Genomic DNA, 22,624 nt, shown 5'->3' with positions numbered 1-22,624 from the left:
CACACGCCGTCCGGAGGCCGACATGCCCGAGCAGCAGCCCCTCTCCACCGAGTCCACCGCCTTCCGCGCGGCCCTCGACGTGATCCGCGCCGTCGAGCCGCGCGTCGCCGACGCCATCGGCCAGGAGGTCCACGACCAGCGCGAGATGCTCAAGCTGATCGCCTCCGAGAACTACGCCTCCCCGGCGACTCTCCTCGCGATGGGCAACTGGTTCAGCGACAAGTACGCCGAGGGCACCGTAGGCCGCCGCTTCTACGCCGGCTGCCGCAACGTCGACACGGTCGAGGCGCTCGCCGCCGAGCACGCCCGTGAGCTGTTCGGCGCCCGGCACGCGTACGTGCAGCCGCACTCCGGCATCGACGCCAACCTCGTCGCCTTCTGGGCGGTCCTCGCCGACCGCGTCGAGGTCCCCTTCCTGGAGAAGACCGGGGCCCGCCAGGTCAACGACCTCACCGAGGCCGACTGGGCCGAGCTGCGCCAGGCCTTCGGCAACCAGCGCATGCTCGGCATGTCCCTGGACGCCGGCGGCCACCTGACCCACGGCTTCCGCCCGAACATCTCCGGCAAGATGTTCGACCAGCGCTCCTACGGCACCGACCCGGCCACCGGCCTGATCGACTACGACGCCCTGCGCGCCCAGGCCCGCGAGTTCAAGCCGCTGATCATCGTCGCCGGCTACTCCGCCTACCCCCGTCTGGTGAACTTCCGGATCATGCGCGAGATCGCCGACGAGGTCGGTGCCACGCTCATGGTCGACATGGCCCACTTCGCGGGCCTGGTCGCCGGCAAGGTCCTCACCGGCGACTTCGACCCGGTCCCGCACGCCCAGATCGTCACCACCACCACCCACAAGTCGCTGCGCGGCCCGCGCGGCGGCATGGTCCTGTGCGACGACTCCCTCAAGGACCAGGTCGACCGCGGCTGCCCGATGGTGCTCGGCGGCCCGCTCCCGCACGTCATGGCCGCCAAGGCCGTGGCCCTCGCCGAAGCCCGCCGGCCCTCCTTCCAGGACTACGCCCAGCGCATCGTCGACAACTCGCGCGCCCTCGCCGAGGGTCTGATGAAGCGCGGCGCGACCCTGGTCACCGGCGGCACGGACAACCACCTCAACCTGATCGACGTGGCCACCTCCTACGGCCTCACCGGCCGCCAGGCCGAGGCCGCCCTGCTGGACTCCGGCATCGTCACCAACCGCAACGCGATCCCGGCCGACCCGAACGGCGCCTGGTACACCTCCGGCATCCGCGTCGGCACCCCGGCCCTGACCACCCGCGGCCTCGGCACCGCCGAGATGGACGAGGTGGCCGGTCTCATCGACCGCGTCCTCACCGCCACCGAGGCCGGCACCACCAAGTCCGGCGCTCCCTCCAAGGCCTCCCACGTCCTCGACACGAAGATCTCCGAGGAGATCGCCCACCGGGCCACCGACCTGGTGGCGGGCTTCCCGCTCTACCCCGAGGTCGACCTCGGCTGACGCCACCCGTGACGCACGGATCGATCAGCTCCTGACGGGGCCGCCCCCGCGACGGCCCGGACTCCTCCCGGGCCGTCGCGCGGCGTTGTCGGCACCGCCCCGCCGCATCCGGCGGCACTGTGTTCCTCGTCTCACGGGCGACGACCGACAGCGGCCCGGGTCCCTTGTTACACCGCCGGAGACGGATCGGTGCCCGCCTGTTTCGGACCAGGACCCGACCGCTCCCCGCGACCTGAGAGAATGGTGGGCATGGCCTCTGACCGACCTCGCGTGCTCTCCGGAATCCAGCCCACGTCGGGCTCGTTCCACCTCGGCAACTACCTCGGTGCCGTCCGCCAGTGGGTGGCGCTCCAGGAGTCCCACGACGCGTTCTACATGGTCGTCGACCTGCACGCGATCACGGTCGCGCAGGACCCGAAGGAGCTTCGGGACAACACCCGGCTCGCCGTCGCGCAGCTGCTCGCGGCCGGGCTCGACCCCGAGCGCTGCACGCTGTTCGTCCAGAGCCATGTGCCCGAGCACGCGCAGCTCGCCTGGATCATGAACTGCCTCACCGGCTTCGGTGAGGCCTCGCGCATGACGCAGTTCAAGGACAAGTCCGCCAAGCAGGGCGCCGACCGCGCCTCGGTCGGCCTGTTCACGTACCCGATCCTCCAGGTCGCCGACATCCTGCTCTACCAGGCGAACGAGGTGCCGGTGGGCGAGGACCAGCGCCAGCACATCGAGCTCACCCGTGACCTCGCCGAGCGGTTCAACGGCCGCTTCGGGGACACCTTCACGATCCCCAAGCCGTACATCCTCAAGGAGACGGCGAAGATCTACGACCTCCAGGACCCGGCGATCAAGATGAGCAAGTCGGCGTCCACGCCGAAGGGCCTCATCAACCTGCTCGACGAGCCGAAGACGACCGCGAAGAAGGTCAAGAGCGCGGTCACCGACACCGACACGGTGGTCCGCTACGACGCCGAGGCCAAGCCGGGCGTGAGCAACCTCCTGACGATCTACTCGACCCTCACGGGTGCGGGAATCGCCGAACTGGAGGAGAAGTACGCGGGCAAGGGCTACGGTGCGCTCAAGACGGACCTCGCCGAGGTCGTGGTCGAGTTCGTGACGCCCTTCCGGGAGCGGACCCAGCAGTACCTGGACGACTCGGAGACGCTGGACTCGATCCTGGCCAAGGGTGCGGAGAAGGCCCGTGCCGTCGCGGCGGAGACGCTCGCGCAGGCCTACGACCGCGTGGGCTTCCTGCCGGCCAAGCACTGAGCCGGCCAGGGGCGCACCACCGCACATCCGTTCCACCGGGCAGAGCGCTGCACATCACTTCGGCTGCGCCTGCCCGGAGCACGGCCGTGGCCGTACCCTCGAAAGCCGGGACGGCCGGGCGTGAGCCCGGTCCGCCGGTACCAGCCACCGACACGACGACAGGAGACGACGTGGGGACGACGATCGGTGTGTCGATCGCGGTCCCGGAGCCGCACGGCAGCCTCCTCCAGGAGCGACGCGCGGGCTTCGGCGACGCCGCGGCTCACGGCATCCCCACGCATGTCACCCTGCTGCCGCCGACCGAGGTCGAGCCGGCGCTGCTGCCGGCCGTCGAGGCGCATCTGACGCATGTCGCCGCGGCCGGGCGGCCCTTCCCGATGCGGCTGTGCGGGACGGGCACCTTCCGTCCGCTGTCGCCGGTGGTGTTCGTCAAGGTCGTCGAGGGCGGGGAGGACTGCGCCCGGATCCAGCAGCAGGTGCGCGACGCCTCCGGGCCGGTCGCCCGGGAGCTGTACTTCCCGTACCACCCGCACGTCACCGTGGCCCACGGCATCGACGAGGCGGCCATGGACCGCGCCTTCGCGGAGCTCGCCGACTACGAGGCCGCCTGGCCGTGCACCGGCTTCGCGCTCTACGAGCAGGGCCCCGACGGGGTGTGGCGCATGCTGCGCGAGTATCTCTTCGGCGGTTCCGTGGTGCCGCCGCAGGCCACGGCGGCGTCCGTGGAACAGGGCCCGCTGCCGGCCGTCTAGGGCGTGTCCCGCACGGCCCGGCGCGCTCCTACAGCGGCAGCCGCCGGAACACCCCGCGCGGCAGGTGCCGTACCGCCGACATCACCAGCCTGAGCGCGCCCGGCACCCACACCGTCTCCGATCTGCGCCGCAGCCCCAGTTCGACGGCGGTCGCGACCGCCTCGGGCGTGGTCGCCAGGGGCCTCTCGGGCAGGCCGGACGTCATCCTCGTACGGACGAATCCGGGGCGGACGACCATGACATGGACGCCGGTGCCGTGCAGGGCGTCGCCCAGGCCCTGGGCGAAGGCGTCCAGGCCCGCCTTGCCGGAACCGTGGACGAAGTCGGCGCGGCGGACGCGTTCCGCGGCGGCCGAGGTGAGGACGACCAGTGAGCCGTGGCCCTGGTGCTGGAGGGCGCGGGCGGCGATCAGCGCGGCGGAGACGGCGCCGGTGTAGTTGGTCTGGGCGACACGCACGGCGGCGGCCGGGTCGCGTTCGTCGCGCGCCTGGTCGCCCCGGACGCCGAAGGCGAGCAGCACCAGGTCGATGTCGCCCTCGGCGAACACCTTGCCGAGCACGGCCTCGTGGCCGGCGAGGTCGAGGGCGTCGAAGGCGACCGTGCGGGTGTCGGCGCCGAGCGCGCGCAGGTTCGCGGCGGCCCGGTCCAGGGCGGGGGAGGGGCGTCCGGCGAGCCACACGGTACGGGTGCGGCGGGCGATCAGGCGGCGGGCGGTGGCGAGCGCGATCTCGGACGTACCGCCGAGGACGAGCAGCGACTGGGGCAGACCGAAGGCGTCCTTCACGGCAGCTCCTGGGTGAGGGGAGGGACAGGCGGCCCGTCAGAGGCCGAGGCGGCGGGACAGGTCGGAGGTGAACACCCCGCGTGGGTCGAGTTCCGCGCGCAGGGCCCGGAAGTCGTCCAGGCGCGCGTACATCGCGGGCAGCAGCCCGGGGCGCAGCCGGGAGTCCTTGGCGAGGCAGACGCGTCCGCCCGCGGCGGCGACCTCCTCGTCCAGTTCGTCGAGGAGGGTGCCGAGGCCGGGCAGCCGGGCCGGGACGCCGAGGGCGAGGGTCCAGCCGGGCGCGGGGAAGGACAGCCAGCCGGGGCCGGCCTCGCCGAAGCGCTGGAGGACGGCCGGGAAGGACGGGCAGCGGCGCTCCGAGAGGCGGGAGACGATCCGGCGCAGGGCCTCCTCGCGGCCGTACGGCACGACGAACTGGTACTGCACACAGCCGCCGCGGCCGTAGACCCGGTTCCAGTGGGGGACCGCGTCGAGGGGGTGGAAGAAGGTGCCGAGCCGCTGGAGTCCGCCGGTCCGCGCGCGGGGTGCCCCGTGGAAGCGCAGGGCGTTGTACCAGCCCACCGTGCGGCGGTTCAGCAGGCCGGGGACGAGGCCGGGGGCGGCGGGCAGGCGGCCGGGACGGAAGGCGAGCGGTTCCTCGCCCCGCCGGGCGGGCAGGGCGTCCGGCGGGGCGTGGTCGCCGTGGGTCAGCACGGCGCGGCCGGTGGCCGAGCCGCGGGCGAGCAGGTCGATCCGGGCGGTGGAGTAGCGGTGGCGGTGACCGGCCGCGGTCATCCGGGCCATCAGGTCGTCGAGGTCGGCGGCTCGTTCGGTGTCGACCGACATCAGGGACGTCTCGACCCGCAGGAGCCGGAGCGTCACGGTGAGGATCACCCCGGTCAGGCCCATCCCGCCGGCCGTCGCGTCGAACAGGTGGGTGCCGGGGACGACCTGGCGGACCTCACCGTCGGCGGTGAGGAGTTCGAACGCGCGCACATGGCGGGAGAAGGAGCCGGACACCTGGTGGTTCCCGCCATGGATGTCCGCGCCGAGGGCGCCGCCGACGGTGACCTGGCGGGTGCCGGGGGACACGGGTACGAACCAGCCGAGGGGGAGCAGCACCTGGATCAGCCGGTGCAGGGAGACGCCCGCGTCGCACAGGACGGTGCCCTCGTCGGCGTCGACGGCGTGGACCCGGTCCAGGCCGGTCATGTCCAGCACGCTGCCGCCCGCGTTCTGCGCCGCGTCGCCGTACGTCCGCCCCAGGCCCCTCGGGATGCCGCCGCGGGCCCCGCAGCCGCGGACGGCGGCCACCGCCTCCAGATAGCTCCCCGGGCGGATCAGCCGGGCGCCGACGGGGGCGGTGCGGCCCCAGCCGGTGAGGGGAGCGGTGGCGGCGTCGGAGTCGGCAGGCATGGCGGTGACCGTATCGCCGCTCTACGGGCGTTTGGTCATGAAACGTACCGCTTGTGACCGGAACGGGTGATTAATGGTATGCCGTCCCATAGCGCTGAAGCTCCGCCGTTCCGGGGTACCCACACATCGGTGTCCCACGGACAGGGCAGGGTCGGATCATGGACTGGCTGAAGAAACTCCCCGTCGTCGGACCGGCCGTCATCCGGCTGGCGACCACGCACGCCTGGCGGTCGTACGAGCGGCTGGACCGGGTGAAGTGGACCCGGCTGGCCGCCGCGATGACGTTCGTCAGCTTCATCGCGCTGTTCCCGCTGCTGACGGTGGCTGCCGCGATCGCCGCCGCCACCCTCAGCGAGGACCAGCAGCAGGAGCTCCAGGACAAGATCGCCGACCAGGTGCCCGGCATCTCCGACCAGCTGAACATCGGCGCGCTGGTCGACAACGCCGGCACGGTCGGTCTGATCGCCGGTGCCCTGCTGCTGGTCACCGGTATCAGCTGGGTCGGCTCGATGCGGGACTGTCTGCGCGCGGTGTGGGAGCTGCCGGACAAGGAGGAGAACCCGCTCGTCGCCAAGGCGAAGGACGCCGGGGTGCTGCTCGGCCTCGGCGGCGCGCTGCTCGTCACGCTGGGCGTCTCCGGCGTCGCCTCGGCCGCGGTCGGCTGGATCGTCGACCAGCTCGGCATCGAACGGGGCGGGATCGGCAGCATCCTGCTGCACGCGGCCGCGTTCGCCGTCGCCGTGCTCGCCGACTTCCTCGTCTTCGTCTACGTCCTCACGCTGCTGCCCGGTGTCGAGCCGGACCGCCGCGCCCTGCTGGTCGCCGCGCTGATCGGCGCCGTCGGCTTCGAGGCGCTGAAACTGCTGCTCAGCGGCTATATCCAGGGCGTCGCCACGAAGAGCATGTACGGCGCGTTCGGCGTGCCCGTGGCGCTGCTGCTGTGGATCAACTTCACGGCGAAACTGCTGCTGTTCTGCGCCGCCTGGACGGCGACGCAGAAGGAGGAGACGAGCGCGGCGGTCACCGACGACGACGCATCAGCTCCGGCAGCGGCCAGCGGCGGTTGACCAGGAACACCCCGGCCGCCAGCAGCGCCAGCACCCCCGCGGTGATCGCCGCGGCGATCCCGACCCCGCCCGAGCCGCCCGGCTCCGCGGCGCCGACCGCAGCCCGACCGCCGCCGTCCTCCGCCGCCTTGTCACCGGAGCCGGACCCCGCCGCCCCGTCGCCCGCCGCACCGGAGGCCGTCGCGCCGGGCTGCGCGCCCGCCGCGCCCTTCGGCGCCACCAGCTCGCCGACCGGCGTCACCTTGCCGGACGCCAGGAAGCCCCAGTCCAGGAGCTGGGCGGTCTCCTTGTAGACCTCGTTGTGGCCGTCCTTCTCCGGGTTCATCACGGTGACCAGCAGCACCTTGCCGTTGCGCTCCGCGACTCCGGTGAAGGTGGAGCCCGCGTTGGTGGTGTTGCCGTTCTTGACGCCGGCGATGCCGCGGTACTGGGAGATGTCGTAGTCGCCGGTCAGCAGCCGGTTGGTGTTCTGGATCTCGAAGGACTGCCGGACGGCCCTGCCCTTCTTGTTCTTCTTCGTCTCGCCGGGGAACTGGGCCCGCACGGTCGAGCAGTACTCGCGGAAGTCCTTCTTCTGCAGCCCGGAGCGGGCGAACAGCGTCAGGTCGTAGGCGGAGGACACCTGGCCCGGGGCGTCGTAGCCGTCGGGGCTGATCACCTCGGTGTCGAGGGCCTGGAGCTCCTCGGCGTGCCGGTTCATCGCCTCGACGGTGGCCTCGACACCGCCGTTCATCGCGGACAGCACGTGCACGGCGTCGTTGCCGGAGCGCAGGAACACGCCCAGCCACAGGTCGTGCACGGTGTAGGTCTCGTCCTCCTTTATGCCGACCATGCTGGAGCCGGAGCCGACCCCCGCGAGGTCGGAGGGGACCACCTTGTGCTTCTCGGTGCGCGGGAACTTCGGCAGCAGCGTGTCCGCGAACAGCATCTTCAGCGTGCTGGCCGGGGCGAGCCGCCAGTGCGCGTTGTGCGCGGCGAGCACCTCGCCCGACTCGGCGTCGGCCACGATCCAGGACCGCGCGGTGACGCCCTTGGGCAGCACCGGGACGCCGGGCGCCAGCTCGACCTGGGTGCCCGGCCGGCCGAGCCGCGCGCCGCCGACGGTCGACATGCCCGCCGGGGGAGTCGCCGAGGGGGTCACCGAGGCGCTCGGCGAGGGCTTCGGCGCCGCGAGGGCGGCCGGGGCGGTGAGGGACACGGTCAACAAGGCGGCGGAAGCGACCAGCAGGGATCGCCTCACGGTCTTCTGGGGTGCGGGCACGATCGAGAACGTACAGGCACCGTCCGTCGACGTCGCGGGCCCCTCCCCACCCCGGCCACGGAACCGGCCACCCGGCGGTGATACTGGTGCTATGAAACTCAGCCGCCCCGTCTCCTGGTTCCTGCTCGCTTTCGGGGTGTGGAGCTGGGTCATCTGGGTCACTTTCGTCAAGAACCTGGTCAAGGACGGCAGCGGGCTGGCTTTCGAGGACGGCGACCCGACGGCGTACTTCTGGGTGCATCTGCTGCTGGCGGTCGTCTCCTTCGTATTGGGGACGGTCGTCGGCGGCATCGGGTTGCGTGGACTGCGCGCACTGCGCGCGACGTCATAGCGGCACCGTCGGGCGCGGCCGCGCGCCGGACACCTCAGCGGGACCGTCGGCACGACATGGTCATCACCGGATCAGGGACACGACAGCGTGGTCATCCTCTTCGCACTGCTCGCACTCGGCGTCATGGTCGCCGCCAACTGGTATGTGTGGCGCCGCCTGTTCCGGGACACCACCGCCGCCCCGGGCTGGGTCCGCCGGGCGGGCGCCGGACTGATCGCCGGAGGCTGGGCGCTGTTCGTCGGCGCCATGGTGGCCGAGCGCACCGACGCCCCCTTCTGGCTCCAGCGCACCCTGGCCTGGCCGGGCTTCCTCTGGCTCGCGCTCGCGCTCTATCTGTTCCTGGCCGTGGCCGCGGGTGAACTCGTACGGCCGCTGCTCCGGATCCTCCTGGACCGCCGCCGCCCCGAGCGGACGACCCCGACGGACATACGGCGCACGGAACCGGAACCCGCGACGGTCGGTGCCCCGCCCGCCAAGCCGCGGCCCGGCCCGCAGCCCGAACCCGAACCCGAGTCCGCCGGCTCCGGCGGCGACTCCGGGCAGCCCACCGGCCCCAGCCGCCGCCTGTTCGTCTCCCGCGTCGTCGCCGGGGCCGCCGCCGCGGCCGCCGTCGGGACCGTCGGCTACGGCACGTACGGCGTGCTGCGCGGCCCCGGGGTGAAGCGGGTCACCGTGCCGCTGGCGAAGCTGCCGCGCGCGGCGCACGGCTTCCGGATCGCGGTGGTCAGCGACATCCACCTGAGCCCCGTGCTCGGGCGCGGCTTCGCGCAGAAGGTCGTCGACACGATCAACTCCACGCAGCCCGACCTGATCGCGGTGGTCGGCGACCTCGTCGACGGCAGCGTGGCCAACCTCGGCCCGGCCGCGGCCCCCCTCGCCGGGCTGCGGGCCCGGCACGGCGCCTACTTCGTCACCGGCAACCACGAGTACTTCTCCGGCGCAGGCGAGTGGGTCGAGGAGGTGCGCCGCCTCGGTCTGCTGCCGCTGGAGAACGCCCGCACCGAGCTGCCGTACTTCGACCTCGCCGGGGTCAACGACATCGCGGGCGAGAACGAGGGCCAGGGCCCCGACTTCGCCCGTGCCCTCGGTGACCGCGACCGGGCCCGCACCTGCGTGCTGCTCGCCCACCAGCCGGTGCAGATCGACGAGGCCGTCGAGCACGGCGTCGACCTCCAGCTCTCCGGCCACACCCACGGCGGCCAGCTCTGGCCCGGCAACCTCGTCGCGGCCGCCGCGAACCCGACCCTCGCGGGCCTGGAGCGGCACGGCGACACCCAGCTGTACGTCTCCCGCGGCGCGGGCGCCTGGGGCCCGCCCACCCGGGTGGGAGCGCCCTCGGACATCACCGTCGTGCAACTGGCGTCGAAGCGGGCCTGACGGGGGAGGCTGCCCGCAGCCGCACACACCGGGGGGCCCGATGCGAGCGCGTTCCCTCACCGAGACAGCGCGCGGACGGCTCCGCCTCGCCCTGTTCGAGACCCTGCTCACCGGCGGCTGCGCGGTGGCCTGGCTCGGGGCCGCCGCCCTGCTGCACCTGGGCGGTGAGACAGGCGAGGCCGGCGGGGACGGCGGGGGCGGCGTCCTCACCGCGTCCCCGGCGGGTGCCCTGGTCCTGCTGGCGTGCGCCGCGCTCGGCTCCCTGCCGCTCACCTGGGCCCTGCGCGCGGTGCCCTCGCTGCGGCGTGCCGCGGACCGGGCGGTCCTGGTCCGCGCGGCGGTCGTGCTCGCGGTCTCCGGGGTGCTCGCGGCCGTCCTGCTGAGCGCTTCGGGATTTGGCTGAGAACAGCCTGTGAAACATTCTCATAACGTTCTTCGCAAACTTCTTCCTCAACTGCCCGGGGGCCCCTTCCGCCAGGTCAGGCCGGTGTGATTAATTGAGCGCGGCCACTGGGGAGGTGGCCTTTGAAAGGCCTGGGGAGGGGCACCGGTGCGATCGATTCGCATGCGGATTCTCGTGACACTGCTGGTGATCGCAGTCGCGGGAGTGGGTGGCTGGCAGTTGCTGCCGTCACATGAGGAGAAGGACGACCCGATCGCGGTCGGCACCACGGACGCGGTGACGTCACTGGACCCCGCGGGGGCCTACGACGCCGGATCATGGGCGTTGTTCAGCAACGTGTTCCAGTCATTGCTCACGTTCGAGGCGGGCGCCGCCGAGCCGGTCCCGGACGCGGCCGAGGCCTGCAAGTTCACCGGCGCGGGTCTGCGGACGTACCGCTGCGAGCTGCGCGAGGGGGTGAAGTTCCCCAGCGGGCGCGAGATGACGGCGGAGGACGTGAAGTTCTCCTTCGACCGGATGCGCAAGATCAACTCCGATGTCGGTCCGGCCTCGCTGTTCTCCACGCTGGACTCCGTCGAGGCCCGCGACCACACGGTCACCTTCAAGCTGGCCTCGTCCGACGCCACGTTCCCGTTCAAGGTGGCGACCGGCGCCGGCGCGATCGTCGACAGCGAGAAGTACCCGGCCGACGCCCTGCGCGAGGGCGACTCGGTGGACGGCACGGGCCCGTACACCCTCAGCTCGTTCTCCAAGGACGGCAGCGCGCGCCTCGCCCCCAACGGCAGCTACCGCGGCGCCCTCAAGGGCACCGGGAAGCCGGTCGAGCTGCGCTACTTCGAGGACTCCGAGGCGCTCGGCCGTGCCTGGGAGGCCAAGGAGGTCGACGTGGCCGCGCGCCAGCTGCCGCCGGAGACCCTCGCCCAGCTCTCGCCCAGCGACCCCGACCTGCGGGTGTCCGAGGCGGACGGCGTCGAGACCCGCAACCTCTACTTCAACACCCGTGCCGGGAAGCCGCTGCACGACGTGCGCGTCCGGCAGGCCATGGCCTGGCTGATCAGCCGCGAGGACCTCGCCGTCAACGTCTACGACAGCACGGTCGACCCGCTCTACTCGCTGATCCCGGCCGGCATCACCGGCCACACCACCTCGTTCTTCGACACCTACCCCGAGCAGAGCGCCGCCAAGGCCCGCGACCTGCTCGAGGAGGCCGGAGTGAGCCTCCCGGTCGAGTTCACCTACGGCTACGGCGAGGGCCGCGGCGCCGCCGAGGCCGAGGCGAAGGCGATCAAGAAGCAGCTGGAGAAGGACGGCCTGTTCAAGGTCAGCCTCAAGGGCTACGAGTGGACCGACTTCCAGAAGCGCTGGGCGGGCGGCCGGCTCGACGCCTACGCCGTGGGCTGGGTCGCGGACTACCCGGACGCGGACACCTTCGGCTCCCCGCTGGTCGGCACCGACGGCACCATGAACACCGGCTACTCCAGCAAGGAGGTCGACGGGCTCGTCCGCAAGAGCCAGCAGTTCGCCGACCGCGGCCAGTCCGTCGACGCCTTCAAGGAGCTCCAGCAGACCGTCGCCGAGGACGTGCCGGTCATCCCGCTGTGGCAGGGCAAGGAGTACGTCGTCACCACCCTGGACATCGGCGGCGGCCAGTACCTCTCGGACGGCACGGGCGTGTTCCGCCTGTGGCGCCTGAACTGGATCTGACGTCCCGACGGGGGCGTGTTCCGAAGGCCCCGGCCGCTTTCGCGGAACACGCCCTACTCGTCGCCGGGCGGGGGGAGGCCGCCCTCCCCCCGCGCGGGCAGTGTCACCGTCACGGCCAGGCCCTCGCCGGGCGCCGTCACCACCGACACCTCGCCCCCGTGGGCCCGTACGACCCCCTGGACTATGGCCAGGCCCAGCCCGCTGCCCGCGCCGCCCCCGGCCCGGAAGAAGCGGTCGAAGACCCGGCCCGCGTCCTCCTCGCCGAGGCCCGGACCCCGGTCAGCGACACACAGCCGCACGACCCCGTCCACCCGCTCCACACCGAGACGCACCGGCACCTCGGCCGAGGTGTGCACCCGGACGTTGCCCAGCAGATTGCCCAGCACCTGGCGCAGCCCCGACTCGTCGGCGCGCACCAGCACCGAGCCCTCCGCGGCGACCGCGACCGGCCGGTCCGGCTGCTGCACCAGCAGGTCCTCGGCCGCCTCGCGCACCAGCCGGCTCAGGTCGACGTTGCGCAGCCGCAGTTCGGGCCGCTGGTCGAGCCGCGCCAGGGTGAGCAGCTCGTCGACCAGGCGCCCCATCCGGTCGGTCTCGGCCAGCACCCGGTCCCAGGCGCGCCTGCGCTCCGCCGGGTCCTGGAGCATGCCCTTGTCGTACAGCTGGAGATAGCCGCGGATCGCCGCCAGCGGGGTGCGCAGCTCGTGCGAGGCGTCGGCGACGAACCGCCGCAGCTGGGCCGCGCTGCTCTCGCGGGTGCGGTGGGCCGACTCCACCTGGTGGAGCATGGCGTTGAGGGCGAGCCGCAGCTGCTCGACCTCCTGGGTGGGATGCCTGCTGGAGGGCACCCGCGCGGCCAGGTCGCCCTCGGCGATCGCCGACGACGTCTCCACCATGTCCTCCAGCGGCCGCATCCGGCGCATCACGCTGACCATCGTCACGCAGCCCAGCACCGCCAGCAGCAGCGTGCCGAAGGCCAGATCGAGCCGCAGCGCCTTGCCCATGCCCTCGTGCAGCGCTCCGGTGGAGGTGCCGATGAGGACGATGGTGCCGTCCGGGAGCCGGGCGCCGACCAGCCGGTACGGCTCGCCCTGCACGGAGACGTCGCTCGGCTCCTCCTCGGCGGCCACCGCGGCCGGGTCGGTCACGGCGGCGGCCAGCGCCCGCTGGCGCGTCGTGGGCAGCAGCGGGCCGAGCCCCACGGGGTCACCGGCCCGGTCCACGGCGACGTACAGCACGGCGGGCGCGGGCAACGGGTCGGTGCCGGCGCCCGTGCCGAACCTGTCCATGGCGACGCCCAGTTCCCGCAGCGCGTCCAGCTGCCGCAGGGTGAACCCGGCGGTGCGCAGCGAGGTGCGGGACGCCTTCAGCTCGGTGTCGATCTTGTCGAGCAGATAGAAGCGGGCCGCCATCAGGCTGACTGCGGTCGCCATGACGATGCCCAGGGACAGCAGCACCACGTTCGCCACCGTCAGCTGCACCCGCAGGGAGTGCAGACCCTGCCTGCGCCGCCGCCTCATGCCAGCCCGTATCCCACACCGCGCCGGGTGGTGATCACCGGCGCCCCCAGGACGTCCAGCTTGCGCCGCAGATAGCTGATGTAGGTCTCCACGACGGTCGACTCGGGCGGGGTGTGCTCGTACTGCCAGACGTGGCGCAGGAGTTGCTCCTTGGGCACGATCCGGCCGCCGTTGCGCACCAGGAAGCGCAGCAGCGCGTACTCGGTGGGGGTCAGCTCGACCGTGTGGCCCGCGCGGTGCACCGAGTACGTCGTCTCGTCCAGCTCCAGGTCGCCGTAGCGCAGCGGCGGCCGCCGCGGGAGCACGTCGGCCGGGCGGGTGCGGCGCAGCACGGCGGTCACCCGGGCGACGACCACGTCGATGTCGAAAGGCTTGGTGATGTAGTCGTCCCCGAAGCCGAGCGCGCCCACGATCTCGGCGGGGGCGTCCCGGGCGGTGAGGAACACGATCGCCAGCTCGGGCCGCCGGGCGCGCAGTTCGCGCCCGAGGGCACGCCCGTCGCCGTCCGGGAGCATCACGTCGAGCAGGGCCGCGTCGGGCGGGGTCCGCTCGGCGAGCGCGAGTGCCTCGCGGACGCCGGTCGCGGTCATCACCTCGAAGCGGTGGTAGCGCAGGGCGATGGCGAGGACGTCGGCGATGCTCTCCTCGTCCTCCACGACCAGCACGGTGCCAGGGGCCGTCGTCATGCCCCCAGTATCGACGCCGCCCGGCGGGCCATGGGCCCCCGGCCGCCTTGGAGTTCCTTGAGAGTCCCCCGTGTGCGGTGTCCTCGTGCGCGGGCCCCGCCCGATGCTGGTGCCGTGGACCTCGGGGGGCCGACCGGATGACGAGGACGAAGGGGCTTTGAACGTGGCGGCATTGGCACGGTGGTGCTATCGGCACCGGCTGGCGGTCCTGTTGCTGTGGGTGGGGGCGCTGTTCGGCCTGGGCTTCGCCGGGTCGGCGGCCGGGACGGACTACGCGAACGTCTTCTCCCTCCCGGACACCGACTCCAAGCGGGCGTACGACCTGATGGAGAAGGCGTTTCCGGAACGCGCGGGCGACACGGACACGGTGGTGTGGCGGACCGACGAGGGATCGGTGCGGGACGACGCCGTACGGTCCCGGATCGAGCCCGCGCTGGCGGAGATCGCCCGGATGGACGGGGTCGGCCAGGTGGCCGGACCGTACACGGGCGAGGCGGGTGTGACGCAGATCAGCCGGGACGGGCGGATCGCCTACGCCCAGATCACGTTCACCCAGGAGGCGAACGCGATCCCCAAGGAGCTGGTCGAGGACGTCGTCGACACCGCGCGGGCGGCGGCGGACGACTCGCTCCAGGTGGAACTGGGCGGTCAGGCGATCGCCCGCACCCAGGAGCCCCCGCAGGGCACGGCCGAGCTGGTCGGCATCGTCGCCGCGGCGATCGTGCTGTTCCTCGCCTTCGGCTCGCTGTTCGCGATGCTGCTGCCGATCGTCGTGGCGGTCTTCGGCGTCGGCCTCGGCATGCTGGCCACGATGATGCTCAGCCATGTCACCAACGTGCCCGAAGTTGCCCCGCTGCTGGGCTCGTTGATCGGTCTCGGCGTCGGCATCGACTACGCGCTGTTCATCGTCACCCGGCACCGGCGCGGCATCCTGCGCGGCGGCAGCCCGGAGGACTCGGCCGCGACCGCGCTCAACACCTCCGGCCGGGCCGTGCTGTTCGCGGGCGGCACGGTGTGCATCGCGCTGGCCGGCATGCTGGTGATGAACCTGCGTTTCCTGGACGGCGTGGTCATCGCGACCTCGCTGACCGTGGTGCTCAGCGTCCTCGCGGCGATCACCCTGCTGCCCGCCCTCCTCGGTCTGCTGGGCATGCGGGTGCTCAGCCGCCGCCAGCGGCGCAGGCTGGCCGCGACCGGCCCCGAGCCGGAGGAGGCCAGCGGTCTCGCCGCCCGCTGGTCGACCGTCGTCGAACGGCGGCCCCGGTCGGTCGCGCTGCTCGCGGTGGTGGTCATGGCCGCGCTCGCGGTGCCGGTCCTCTCGCTCCGGCTCGGCGCCACCGACCAGGGCAACCACCAGGAGTCCCAGACCACCCGCCAGGCCTACGACCTGCTCGCCGAGGGCTTCGGGCCGGGCGTCAACGGCCCGCTCCAGGTCGTCGTCGAGGGCGCGGCCCCCGAGGCGCTCGTCGACGGCATCCGCGGCGCGCGGGGCGTGGCCCAGGTGGCGGCGGCCCCCGAGGTGAACGGCGTCACCGTGATCCAGGTGGTCCCGACGACCTCCCCGCAGTCCGAGGCGACGGACCAGCTGATCGACCGGCTGCGCGACGAGGTGATCCCGCCGACGGGCGCCGAGGCCCATGTCGGCGGTGTGACGGCGGTGTTCAAGGACTTCGCGCAGGTCACGGGCGACCGGCTGCCCTACTTCGTGGGGACGATCATCGCGCTGGGCTTCCTGCTCCTGCTGGTCGCCTTCCGCTCCCTGGTGGTCCCGCTGACGGCCGCGGTGATGAACCTGATCGCGGCCGCCTCGTCCTTCGGTGTCCTGGTGGCGATCTTCCAGTGGGGCTGGGGCACGGAGCTGCTCGGCATCGGCAAGGAGGGCCCGATCACGGCGTTCCTGCCGGTCATCATGCTGTCCCTGCTGTTCGGCCTGTCGATGGACTACCAGGTGTTCCTGGTCAGCCGGATGCACGAGGAGTGGGTGCACACCAAGGACAACGCCCGCGCGGTCCGGGTCGGCCTGGCGGAGACCAGCCGGGTCATCAACTGCGCGGCCCTGATCATGATCTGCGTGTTCTCCGCGTTCGTCCTCAGCGGGGACATGGAGGGCGCGATGGCGGGCATCGGCCTGGCTGCGGCGGTCGCGCTGGACGCGTTCATCCTGCGCACGGCCCTGGTCCCGGCCGCGATGCATCTGCTCGGCAACGCCAACTGGTGGCTCCCGGCCGGGCTGGAGAAGCGGCTGCCGCATCTGGCGGTGGAGCCCTCGGAGGAGAAGCCGGCGCGGGAGCACGACCCGGCCGGTGGCCCGTCCTCGGTGGTCCACGGCTTCATCCGCACGCCCCACGGCGAGCCCGTCGTCGCCTCCGTCACCCTGCTCACCCGCGGCGGTCGGCAGCTGGACCGGGTGACCTCCCTGGCCGACGGCTCCTACGTCGTCGCGGTCCCGGGCCCGGGCACCTACCTGCTGTCGGCGAGCGCGGGCGGGCACGGTGCCCAGGCCCGGCAGGTGGCCGTGGGGGACGGGCCGGTGGTGTACGACGTGGAGCTGGTCGCCGAGGGAGAGGTCGACCCGGTCAACTAGGGTCCGCCGGGCTGTCCTTCCCGCCCTTGCCCGGTGTGGGCAGCACCCTCGTCATCCCCGGCAGGAAGTCCGTGAACAGCTCGTGCAGTTCGCGGACCAGGGGGCGCAGGACACGGAAGCGGGACAGGGCGACGCCGCGCGAGGTGAGCCGGGCACCTCGCGCGGCGAGCTTGTAGCTGCGCTCCCGTCCCTCGGTGCGGTCGAAGATCCAGTACAGGACGAGGCCCATCTGGGAGAGCCACAGCAACTCCGGCAGCACATCGCGGAGTTCCTCCGGCACCTTGGTCCTCGTCGCCCCCGCGAGCACCTCGCGGTGGACGCTGATCGCCTCCTCGCGGGCGTGCTCCGACTCCGGGGAGAAGGGGCTGAGGGGGCTGTCGGGGTCGGCGGCGTTCTTGAAGAACTGGACGGCGAACTCGTGGTACGGCGTGGCGACGTCCAGCCATGCCCTGAGCACGCCCGCCAGCCGCGCCTCCAGCTCGGTCTCGCGGTCCAGGACGTCCCGGACCGCCGCCTGGTGCTCGGCGGCGATCCGGTCGTAGAAGCCCTGGATCAGGTGTTCCTTGCCTTCGAAGTAGTAGTACGCATTGCCGACGGAGACCCCGGCCTCCTGGGCGATGGCCCGCATGGTGGTCTTGTCGTAGCCGCGCTCCTGGAACAGCCGCATGGCGGTCTCCAGGATCAGCGCGCGGGTCTGCTCGGACTTGCTGGGCTCGGGGCCGGCGTTCTTCGAGGGCACGGAAGGAGCCTAACCAGTGCGGCTCAGGACGACTGCGCCGCCTGGTAGAGGTTCTGCGCGTCGGCGCCGAAGTACGGGCCGTACATCCGGTTGGGCAGGAAGTTGTACTTGAAGCTGTTCACCGAGGACAGCAGGCCCGTCCCGGTGGCCTCGCTGAACTGGGTGAACCACGGGCCGCCGCTGGAGCCCCCGGTCATGTTGCAGGTCATGCCGTGGTCGCGGGAGAGCAGGAAGTCCCGGCTGGTCGTGCCGCTGCAGTAGATGAACTTCTCCCCGTCGTAGGGCGCGGCCGCCGGGAAGCCGAAGGAGTACATGCGCTGGCTGTAGCCCGTATCGAAGGCCATGCCCTGCCCGCCGACGACGTCCGTGAGCGAGCGGCCGTCCAGCGGGGCGACGACCGCCGCGCCGATGTCGTAGTTGATGTCCTCGCTCGCCGTCCACTGGGGTGTGGACAGGGTCCTGGTGGCGGTCCAGCGGCCGTACGGCGACTGGCCGTCGTGGTAGCCCGGCACGAACACCCAGTTCGTGTGCCAGGCGCCCTCCAGCTTCACGCAGTGGCCGGCCGTGACGACCGTGCTCCTGTTGGCGCTGGTGACGGCGTTGCCGGAGCAGGACGCCGTACGGCCCTGGTAGGAGAAGAAGACCCGGCCGGCCGTGGTGACCACCCTGCCGCCGCCGGTCCAGGCGCCGCCGCCGTTCGGGAAGGCCTGGACGCCCAATTCCGGGGCGGTGGGCGCGACCGTGCGGGGCGTGCCCTCGCGCGGTGCCGTGCCGGAGCCGGCGTGCCGGCCGACGCTGAGCAGGTCCAGCGGTTGCGCGGCACGCATCCGCTGCGGGGTCCAGAAGTCCCGCGCGTGTTCCTGCGCGGCGGCCGAAACCTGCCGTACGGCGGGCCCGGGTGTCGGGGCGGCACCCGCGGGGGTGGCCGTGGCGCCGGTGACGAGCAGCGCGGCGACGCAGGTCAGTGCGCCGAGGAGGGTGCCGGAGATGCGGGGTGTGCCTCTCACGCGAACTCCTTCTGTGTGGGGGCGAGCTGCGGGGGCAGGGTGCCAACGCGGCCTCCAAGATGGAAGGGTTCATGTCAAAATCGCGTGGATCCGGGTGCCGCCCGCCCGCGTCGGTCCCCGAGCCCCTCGCCGGTGCGGCCCCTCAGGCCCCTGGCCCCGGTGCGCAGGTCCCGCCCTCGCACCCCGGCGGACTGTGACTCCAGCCCCGGGACGGGTCGTACGTCCATCCGTCCGCCCGGCGGTACACCGCCTCGCCCCGCTCGTCGCGGCCCCACCGGCCCTCGCGCCATCTCGCGGCCGCCAGCGCCGCGCCCTTGGCCAGCCGCATCCCGGCGGGGGTGCTCAACCGGTGGGCGAGGGGCCGGTGTTCGCGCAGCGCCCACAGGACGACCACCCACGCGGCGGCGCCCCGGTAGACCTGGCCCCCGTCGCCCACGGCGGTGATGTCGTCGAGCGTGGCGGCGTGGTCGAGGCGGGGGTGGCGGGCGAGGGCCTCGGCGGACCCGGCCGGGATCAGGTCCAGCGGCACCAACTGCGCCTGGTGGCCCAGCCAGTCGCGCACATGGGCGCACAGCGGGCACTCGGCGTCGTAGAGCACGGTGAGCCGGCGGACCGGGACGCGCGCGGCGTCCCGGTCCCGGGTGGCGGGCTCGGCCGTCAGGTCCTCGCCCGGCCCCGGTGCCCCGGCGCTCACACCTCCGCCCAGCCCTGCGGCTCCACCGGCGGTACCTGCTCGCGCTCCATCCGGCCCCGGCGCCGTATGCGGTTGAGGAAGTAGACGTTGCCCAGGTGCATCATGCCCAGCACCAGCAGCACCACCCCGAGCTTGGCCGACAGGTTCTCGAACATGCCCGCGTTGGTGGAGACGTCCCCGCTGGGGGTCGTGAACAGGGCGACCAGGCCGAGGTTGACCAGGTAGAAGCCGACCACCAGCAGGCGGTTGACGGCGTCGGCGAGCTCCTCGTTCCCGCGGAGCACGTCCGCGAGGAAGATGCGCCCGTTACGGCTGAGTGTGCGGGCCACCCAGACGGTGAGCGCGATGCTGATGGCCAGGTAGATGGTGTACGTGACAACCACGCGGTCCATGGCCTCCCCCTTCTGAACGCGTTCAAAACGCTGACAGGGCTGACTGTAGACCTGGTTTTGAACGCGTTCAACGCAATAGCGCGGAGACCTGCGTCACGGTCGGCGTGCCGCCAACTCGGTGCATGGTGAAGGGGTTTGTCCGGGGGTCAGGGCCTGCGCCCCAGCTCCGGCCGCTTGGAGTAGTCCGTGAACCCGATGACGTTCCCCCACGGGTCGGCGATCTCCACCGTCCATCCCGTGGCCCCCGGGAAGGGTTCGTCGAGCAGCGCGACCCCCGCGTCCCGCAGTGCCCGTGCCGCCGCCCGCACGTCCGGCACCTCCAGCCAGATCCGCGGGGAGGGCCACGGCGGCGGCCGGTGCCCCAGCGCCTCCTCCTGCCGCAGCAGGATCCCGGGTGTCTCGCCCCCGGCTTTCAGCAGCGCGATCCCGGCCTCGTCGAACCGGAACCCCACCGTGAACCCGGCCCGCTCGTAGAACTCCACCGCCTCGCCGAGCCGCCCTACCGGCAGCAGTACGTTGTCGAACCCGAGCAGCTCGTAGGACTCGTCATCTGACATGGCATCACATTAGGTTCCTTGTCCCACCGGCCCGCCGGGAAGGCGCGGAAAACGCCGAGGGCCCTGCTCCGTACGGAGCAGGGCCCTCGGGCGTGTCCGGGCTCAGAAGCGGCGCGTGATCAGCGCCTTCTTCACCTCGGCGATCGCCTTGGTGACCTCGATGCCACGCGGGCAGGCGTCCGTGCAGTTGAAGGTGGTGCGGCAACGCCACACACCGTCACGGTCGTTGAGGATCTCCAGGCGCTGCTCGCCGGCCTCGTCGCGCGAGTCGAAGATGAAGCGGTGCGCGTTGACGATGGCCGCCGGGCCGAAGTACTGGCCGTCGTTCCAGAACACCGGGCACGAGGAGGTGCAGGCGGCGCAGAGGATGCACTTCGTCGTGTCGTCGAAGCGCTCACGGTCCTCGGCCGTCTGAAGACGCTCACGCGTCGGCTCGTTGGTGTCCTTCGTGATCAGGAAGGGCATCACGTCCCGGTACGCCTGGAAGAACGGCTCCATGTCCACGACCAGGTCCTTCAGGACCGTCAGGCCCTTGATGGGCTCGATCGTGATCGGCTTGTCCGGGTTGATGTCCTTGATCAGCGTCTTGCACGCCAGGCGGTTCTTGCCGTTGATCCGCATGGCGTCGGAGCCGCAGATGCCGTGCGCGCAGGAGCGGCGGAACGTCAGGGTGCCGTCCACGTCCCACTTGATCTTGTGGAGACCGTCGAGGACGCGCTCCTTGGGGTCGATCTCCAGCTGGAAGTCTTCCCACGTCGACTCGGCCGAGACCTCCGGGTTGAACCGGCGGACCCGGAAGGTGACCGTGATGTACGGGGAGGCCGCGGATTCCGCCTCGACCTTGTCCAGAACAGGGGTAGCCATCAGTACTTACGCTCCATCGGCTGGTAGCGGGTCTGGACGACGGGCTTGTAGTCGAGACGCACGGTCTCGGACCCGTCGGCGCCGACCTCGCGGTACGCCATGGTGTGGCGCATGAAGTTGACGTCGTCGCGGTTCGGGTAGTCCTCGCGGTAGTGACCGCCGCGGGACTCCTTGCGGGCCAGCGCGGAGACGGCCATGACCTCGGCGAGTTCGAGCAGGTTGCCCAGCTCGACGGCCTCCAGCAGGTCGGTGTTGAACCGCTTGCCCTTGTCCTGGATCGCCACGTTCTTGTAGCGCTCGCGCAGCTCGGCGATCTTCTCGACGGCCGTCTTGATCGTCTGCTCGGTACGGAACACCATGACGTTGGCGTCCATGGTCTCCTGGAGCTCGCGGCGGATGGTGGCCACCCGCTCGGTGCCCGTAGAGGTGCGCAGCCGCTCGATCTGCTCGACGACCATCGACTCCGGGTTCTCCGGCAGCTCGACGTAGTCGGCCTTCTGGGAGTACTCGGCGGCGGCGATACCCGCACGGCGGCCGAACACGTTGATGTCCAGCAGCGAGTTGGTGCCCAGACGGTTGGCGCCGTGGACCGACACGCACGCGACCTCGCCGGCCGCATACAGACCCGGGACGACGGTGGTGTTGTCCGAGAGGACCTCACCCTCGACGTTCGTCGGGATGCCGCCCATGGCGTAGTGCGCGGTGGGCTGGATCGGGATCGGGTCCGTGTAGGGCTCGATACCGAGGTACGTACGCGCGAACTCCGTGATGTCCGGGAGCTTGGCGTCCAGCTGCTCCGGCGGGAGGTGTGTCAGGTCCAGGTAGACGTGGTCGCCCTCGGGACCGCAGCCGCGGCCCTCGCGGATCTCCGTGTAGATGGAGCGGGAGACGACGTCACGGGACGCGAGGTCCTTCATGACCGGCGCGTACTTCTCCATGAAGCGCTCGCCGTCCTTGTTGCGGAGGATGCCGCCCTCACCGCGGGCGCCCTCCGTCAGCAGGATGCCCATGCGCCAGATGCCGGTCGGGTGGAACTGGAAGAACTCCATGTCCTCCAGCGGCAGACCGCGGCGGTAGCAGGCGGCCTGCCCGTCACCGGTCAGGGTGTGCGCGTTCGAGGTCACCTTGAAGAACTTGCCGGTGCCGCCGGAGGCGTAGATGACGGCCTTCGCCTGGAAGACGTGGATCTCACCGGTGGCCAGCTCGTACGCCACCACACCGGCCGACTTCTTGATGCCGTCGACCTCGGTGATCAGCTGGTCCAGGACGTAGAACTCGTTGAAGAACTCCACGCCCTCCTTGACGCAGTTCTGGTACAGCGTCTGGAGGATCATGTGGCCGGTGCGGTCGGCCGCGTAGCAGGACCGGCGGACCGGGGCCTCGCCGTGGTTGCGGGAGTGACCGCCGAAGCGGCGCTGGTCGATGGTGCCGTTCGGGGTCCGGTTGAACGGCAGGCCCATCTTCTCCAGGTCGAGGACGGCGTCGATGGCCTCCTTCGCCAGGATCTCGGCGGCGTCCTGGTCGACCAGGTAGTCACCGCCCTTGACCGTGTCGAAGGTGTGCCACTCCCAGTTGTCCTCCTCCACGTTGGCGAGCGCGGCGGCCATGCCGCCCTGCGCGGCGCCCGTGTGGGACCGGGTGGGGTAGAGCTTCGTCAGCACGGCGGTGCGGCTGCGCTTCGTCGACTCGATGGCGGCGCGCATACCGGCGCCGCCCGCGCCGACGATGACGGTGTCGTACTTGTGGATCTTCATCAGGTATTCCTCAGCC

The 22,624-nt window shown here is 71.8% G+C and carries 21 protein-coding genes; 9 read left to right on the top strand and 12 right to left on the bottom strand.

From position 1 onward, the window contains the following. Positions 1-22 precede the first annotated feature (22 nt). The 3 genes from ACZ6SQ_RS16215 (at position 23) to ACZ6SQ_RS16205 (ending at position 3,489) form a co-directional block, all read left to right on the top strand. Positions 23-1,474 (top strand): glycine hydroxymethyltransferase, encoded by a 1,452-nt coding sequence (locus ACZ6SQ_RS16215; protein ID WP_469561874.1) that lies wholly within the window; start codon positions 23-25, stop codon positions 1,472-1,474. Positions 1,475-1,723: 249 nt separating this feature from the next. Further along, positions 1,724-2,737 carry a tryptophan--tRNA ligase gene (gene trpS / locus ACZ6SQ_RS16210; RefSeq protein WP_469561871.1) on the top strand — a complete coding sequence of 338 codons (1,014 nt, stop codon included), beginning with the start codon at positions 1,724-1,726 and terminating at the stop codon, positions 2,735-2,737. A gap of 170 nt (positions 2,738-2,907) precedes the next feature. Further along, positions 2,908-3,489, top strand: a complete 582-nt coding sequence (locus tag ACZ6SQ_RS16205; protein WP_469561869.1) for a 2'-5' RNA ligase family protein — start codon at positions 2,908-2,910, stop codon at positions 3,487-3,489. A 28-nt stretch (positions 3,490-3,517) separates the two neighbouring features. Here the strand turns inward: ACZ6SQ_RS16205 and ACZ6SQ_RS16200 are convergent, their stop codons facing one another. Next, entirely contained in the window at positions 3,518-4,273 is a 756-nt protein-coding gene (locus ACZ6SQ_RS16200; protein WP_469561867.1) for a decaprenylphospho-beta-D-erythro-pentofuranosid-2-ulose 2-reductase, read from the bottom strand. A gap of 36 nt (positions 4,274-4,309) precedes the next feature. After that, on the bottom strand, positions 4,310-5,668 hold the full coding sequence (locus ACZ6SQ_RS16195; protein ID WP_469561864.1) for an FAD-binding oxidoreductase: 1,359 nt from the start codon (positions 5,666-5,668) through the stop codon (positions 4,310-4,312). A 158-nt stretch (positions 5,669-5,826) separates the two neighbouring features. Between ACZ6SQ_RS16195 and ACZ6SQ_RS16190 the strand changes: the two genes are divergently transcribed. Continuing rightward, a complete protein-coding gene (locus ACZ6SQ_RS16190) occupies positions 5,827-6,735 on the top strand; it encodes a YihY/virulence factor BrkB family protein (protein WP_469561862.1) in 909 nt (302 codons plus the stop codon). On the opposite strand, the gene ACZ6SQ_RS16185 is transcribed toward ACZ6SQ_RS16190, so the two are convergent. Then, complete coding sequence (locus tag ACZ6SQ_RS16185) at positions 6,689-7,996, bottom strand: D-alanyl-D-alanine carboxypeptidase family protein (protein WP_469561860.1); 1,308 nt, start codon at positions 7,994-7,996, stop codon at positions 6,689-6,691. The two genes, ACZ6SQ_RS16190 and ACZ6SQ_RS16185, sit on opposite strands and share 47 nt — an antisense overlap. Positions 7,997-8,087: 91 nt before the next feature. On the opposite strand from ACZ6SQ_RS16185, the gene ACZ6SQ_RS16180 reads away from it, so the two are divergent. From ACZ6SQ_RS16180 to ACZ6SQ_RS16165, 4 genes are all read left to right on the top strand, one after another. Further along, on the top strand, positions 8,088-8,327 hold the full coding sequence (locus tag ACZ6SQ_RS16180) for an SCO4848 family membrane protein (protein ID WP_469561857.1): 240 nt from the start codon (positions 8,088-8,090) through the stop codon (positions 8,325-8,327). A gap of 87 nt (positions 8,328-8,414) precedes the next feature. Then, a complete protein-coding gene (locus tag ACZ6SQ_RS16175; RefSeq protein ID WP_469561854.1) occupies positions 8,415-9,704 on the top strand; it encodes a metallophosphoesterase in 1,290 nt (429 codons plus the stop codon). A gap of 40 nt (positions 9,705-9,744) precedes the next feature. Next, positions 9,745-10,107 carry a hypothetical protein gene (locus ACZ6SQ_RS16170; RefSeq protein WP_469561851.1) on the top strand — a complete coding sequence of 121 codons (363 nt, stop codon included), beginning with the start codon at positions 9,745-9,747 and terminating at the stop codon, positions 10,105-10,107. Between the two features lie 162 nt (positions 10,108-10,269). Continuing rightward, on the top strand, positions 10,270-11,811 hold the full coding sequence (locus tag ACZ6SQ_RS16165) for an ABC transporter substrate-binding protein (RefSeq protein ID WP_469561849.1): 1,542 nt from the start codon (positions 10,270-10,272) through the stop codon (positions 11,809-11,811). A gap of 53 nt (positions 11,812-11,864) precedes the next feature. Here ACZ6SQ_RS16165 and ACZ6SQ_RS16160 read toward each other — a convergent pair whose 3' ends face one another. Together ACZ6SQ_RS16160 and ACZ6SQ_RS16155 are read right to left on the bottom strand one after the other, a co-directional pair. Further along, positions 11,865-13,331 (bottom strand): sensor histidine kinase, encoded by a 1,467-nt coding sequence (locus ACZ6SQ_RS16160; protein WP_469561846.1) that lies wholly within the window; start codon positions 13,329-13,331, stop codon positions 11,865-11,867. Then, positions 13,328-14,017 (bottom strand): response regulator transcription factor, encoded by a 690-nt coding sequence (locus tag ACZ6SQ_RS16155; RefSeq protein WP_386377452.1) that lies wholly within the window; start codon positions 14,015-14,017, stop codon positions 13,328-13,330. Before ACZ6SQ_RS16155 ends, ACZ6SQ_RS16160 begins: the two co-directional genes overlap by 4 nt. Before the next feature lie 172 nt (positions 14,018-14,189). On the opposite strand from ACZ6SQ_RS16155, the gene ACZ6SQ_RS16150 reads away from it, so the two are divergent. Further along, complete coding sequence (locus ACZ6SQ_RS16150) at positions 14,190-16,601, top strand: MMPL family transporter (RefSeq protein ID WP_469562189.1); 2,412 nt, start codon at positions 14,190-14,192, stop codon at positions 16,599-16,601. Here the strand turns inward: ACZ6SQ_RS16150 and ACZ6SQ_RS16145 are convergent. From ACZ6SQ_RS16145 to sdhA, 7 genes are all read right to left on the bottom strand, one after another. Further along, positions 16,594-17,340: a TetR family transcriptional regulator gene (locus ACZ6SQ_RS16145; protein ID WP_469561841.1), complete on the bottom strand. Its 747-nt coding sequence runs from the start codon at positions 17,338-17,340 to the stop codon at positions 16,594-16,596. The genes ACZ6SQ_RS16150 and ACZ6SQ_RS16145 overlap by 8 nt on opposite strands. Positions 17,341-17,363: 23 nt before the next feature. Beyond that, positions 17,364-18,347, bottom strand: a complete 984-nt coding sequence (locus ACZ6SQ_RS16140; RefSeq protein WP_469561838.1) for a trypsin-like serine peptidase — start codon at positions 18,345-18,347, stop codon at positions 17,364-17,366. 142 nt (positions 18,348-18,489) lie between these two features. Further along, positions 18,490-19,041 (bottom strand): thiol-disulfide oxidoreductase DCC family protein, encoded by a 552-nt coding sequence (locus ACZ6SQ_RS16135; protein WP_469561835.1) that lies wholly within the window; start codon positions 19,039-19,041, stop codon positions 18,490-18,492. Beyond that, a complete protein-coding gene (locus tag ACZ6SQ_RS16130) occupies positions 19,038-19,433 on the bottom strand; it encodes a hypothetical protein (RefSeq protein ID WP_386377455.1) in 396 nt (131 codons plus the stop codon). Before ACZ6SQ_RS16130 ends, ACZ6SQ_RS16135 begins: the two co-directional genes overlap by 4 nt. A gap of 146 nt (positions 19,434-19,579) precedes the next feature. Beyond that, a complete protein-coding gene (locus tag ACZ6SQ_RS16125; protein ID WP_469561831.1) occupies positions 19,580-19,990 on the bottom strand; it encodes a VOC family protein in 411 nt (136 codons plus the stop codon). A gap of 102 nt (positions 19,991-20,092) precedes the next feature. Then, positions 20,093-20,854, bottom strand: a complete 762-nt coding sequence (locus tag ACZ6SQ_RS16120) for a succinate dehydrogenase iron-sulfur subunit (RefSeq protein WP_386377457.1) — start codon at positions 20,852-20,854, stop codon at positions 20,093-20,095. Further along, positions 20,854-22,608 (bottom strand): succinate dehydrogenase flavoprotein subunit, encoded by a 1,755-nt coding sequence (gene sdhA / locus ACZ6SQ_RS16115; protein WP_469561828.1) that lies wholly within the window; start codon positions 22,606-22,608, stop codon positions 20,854-20,856. The genes ACZ6SQ_RS16120 and sdhA overlap by 1 nt, the downstream gene beginning before the upstream one ends. Between the last annotated feature and the right edge of the window lie 16 nt (positions 22,609-22,624).

This window comes from Streptomyces sp. NPDC048600 (assembly GCF_055587025.1).
Note: the sequence above shows the minus strand (reverse complement) of the source record. Positions and strands in the feature narration are given on the sequence as shown.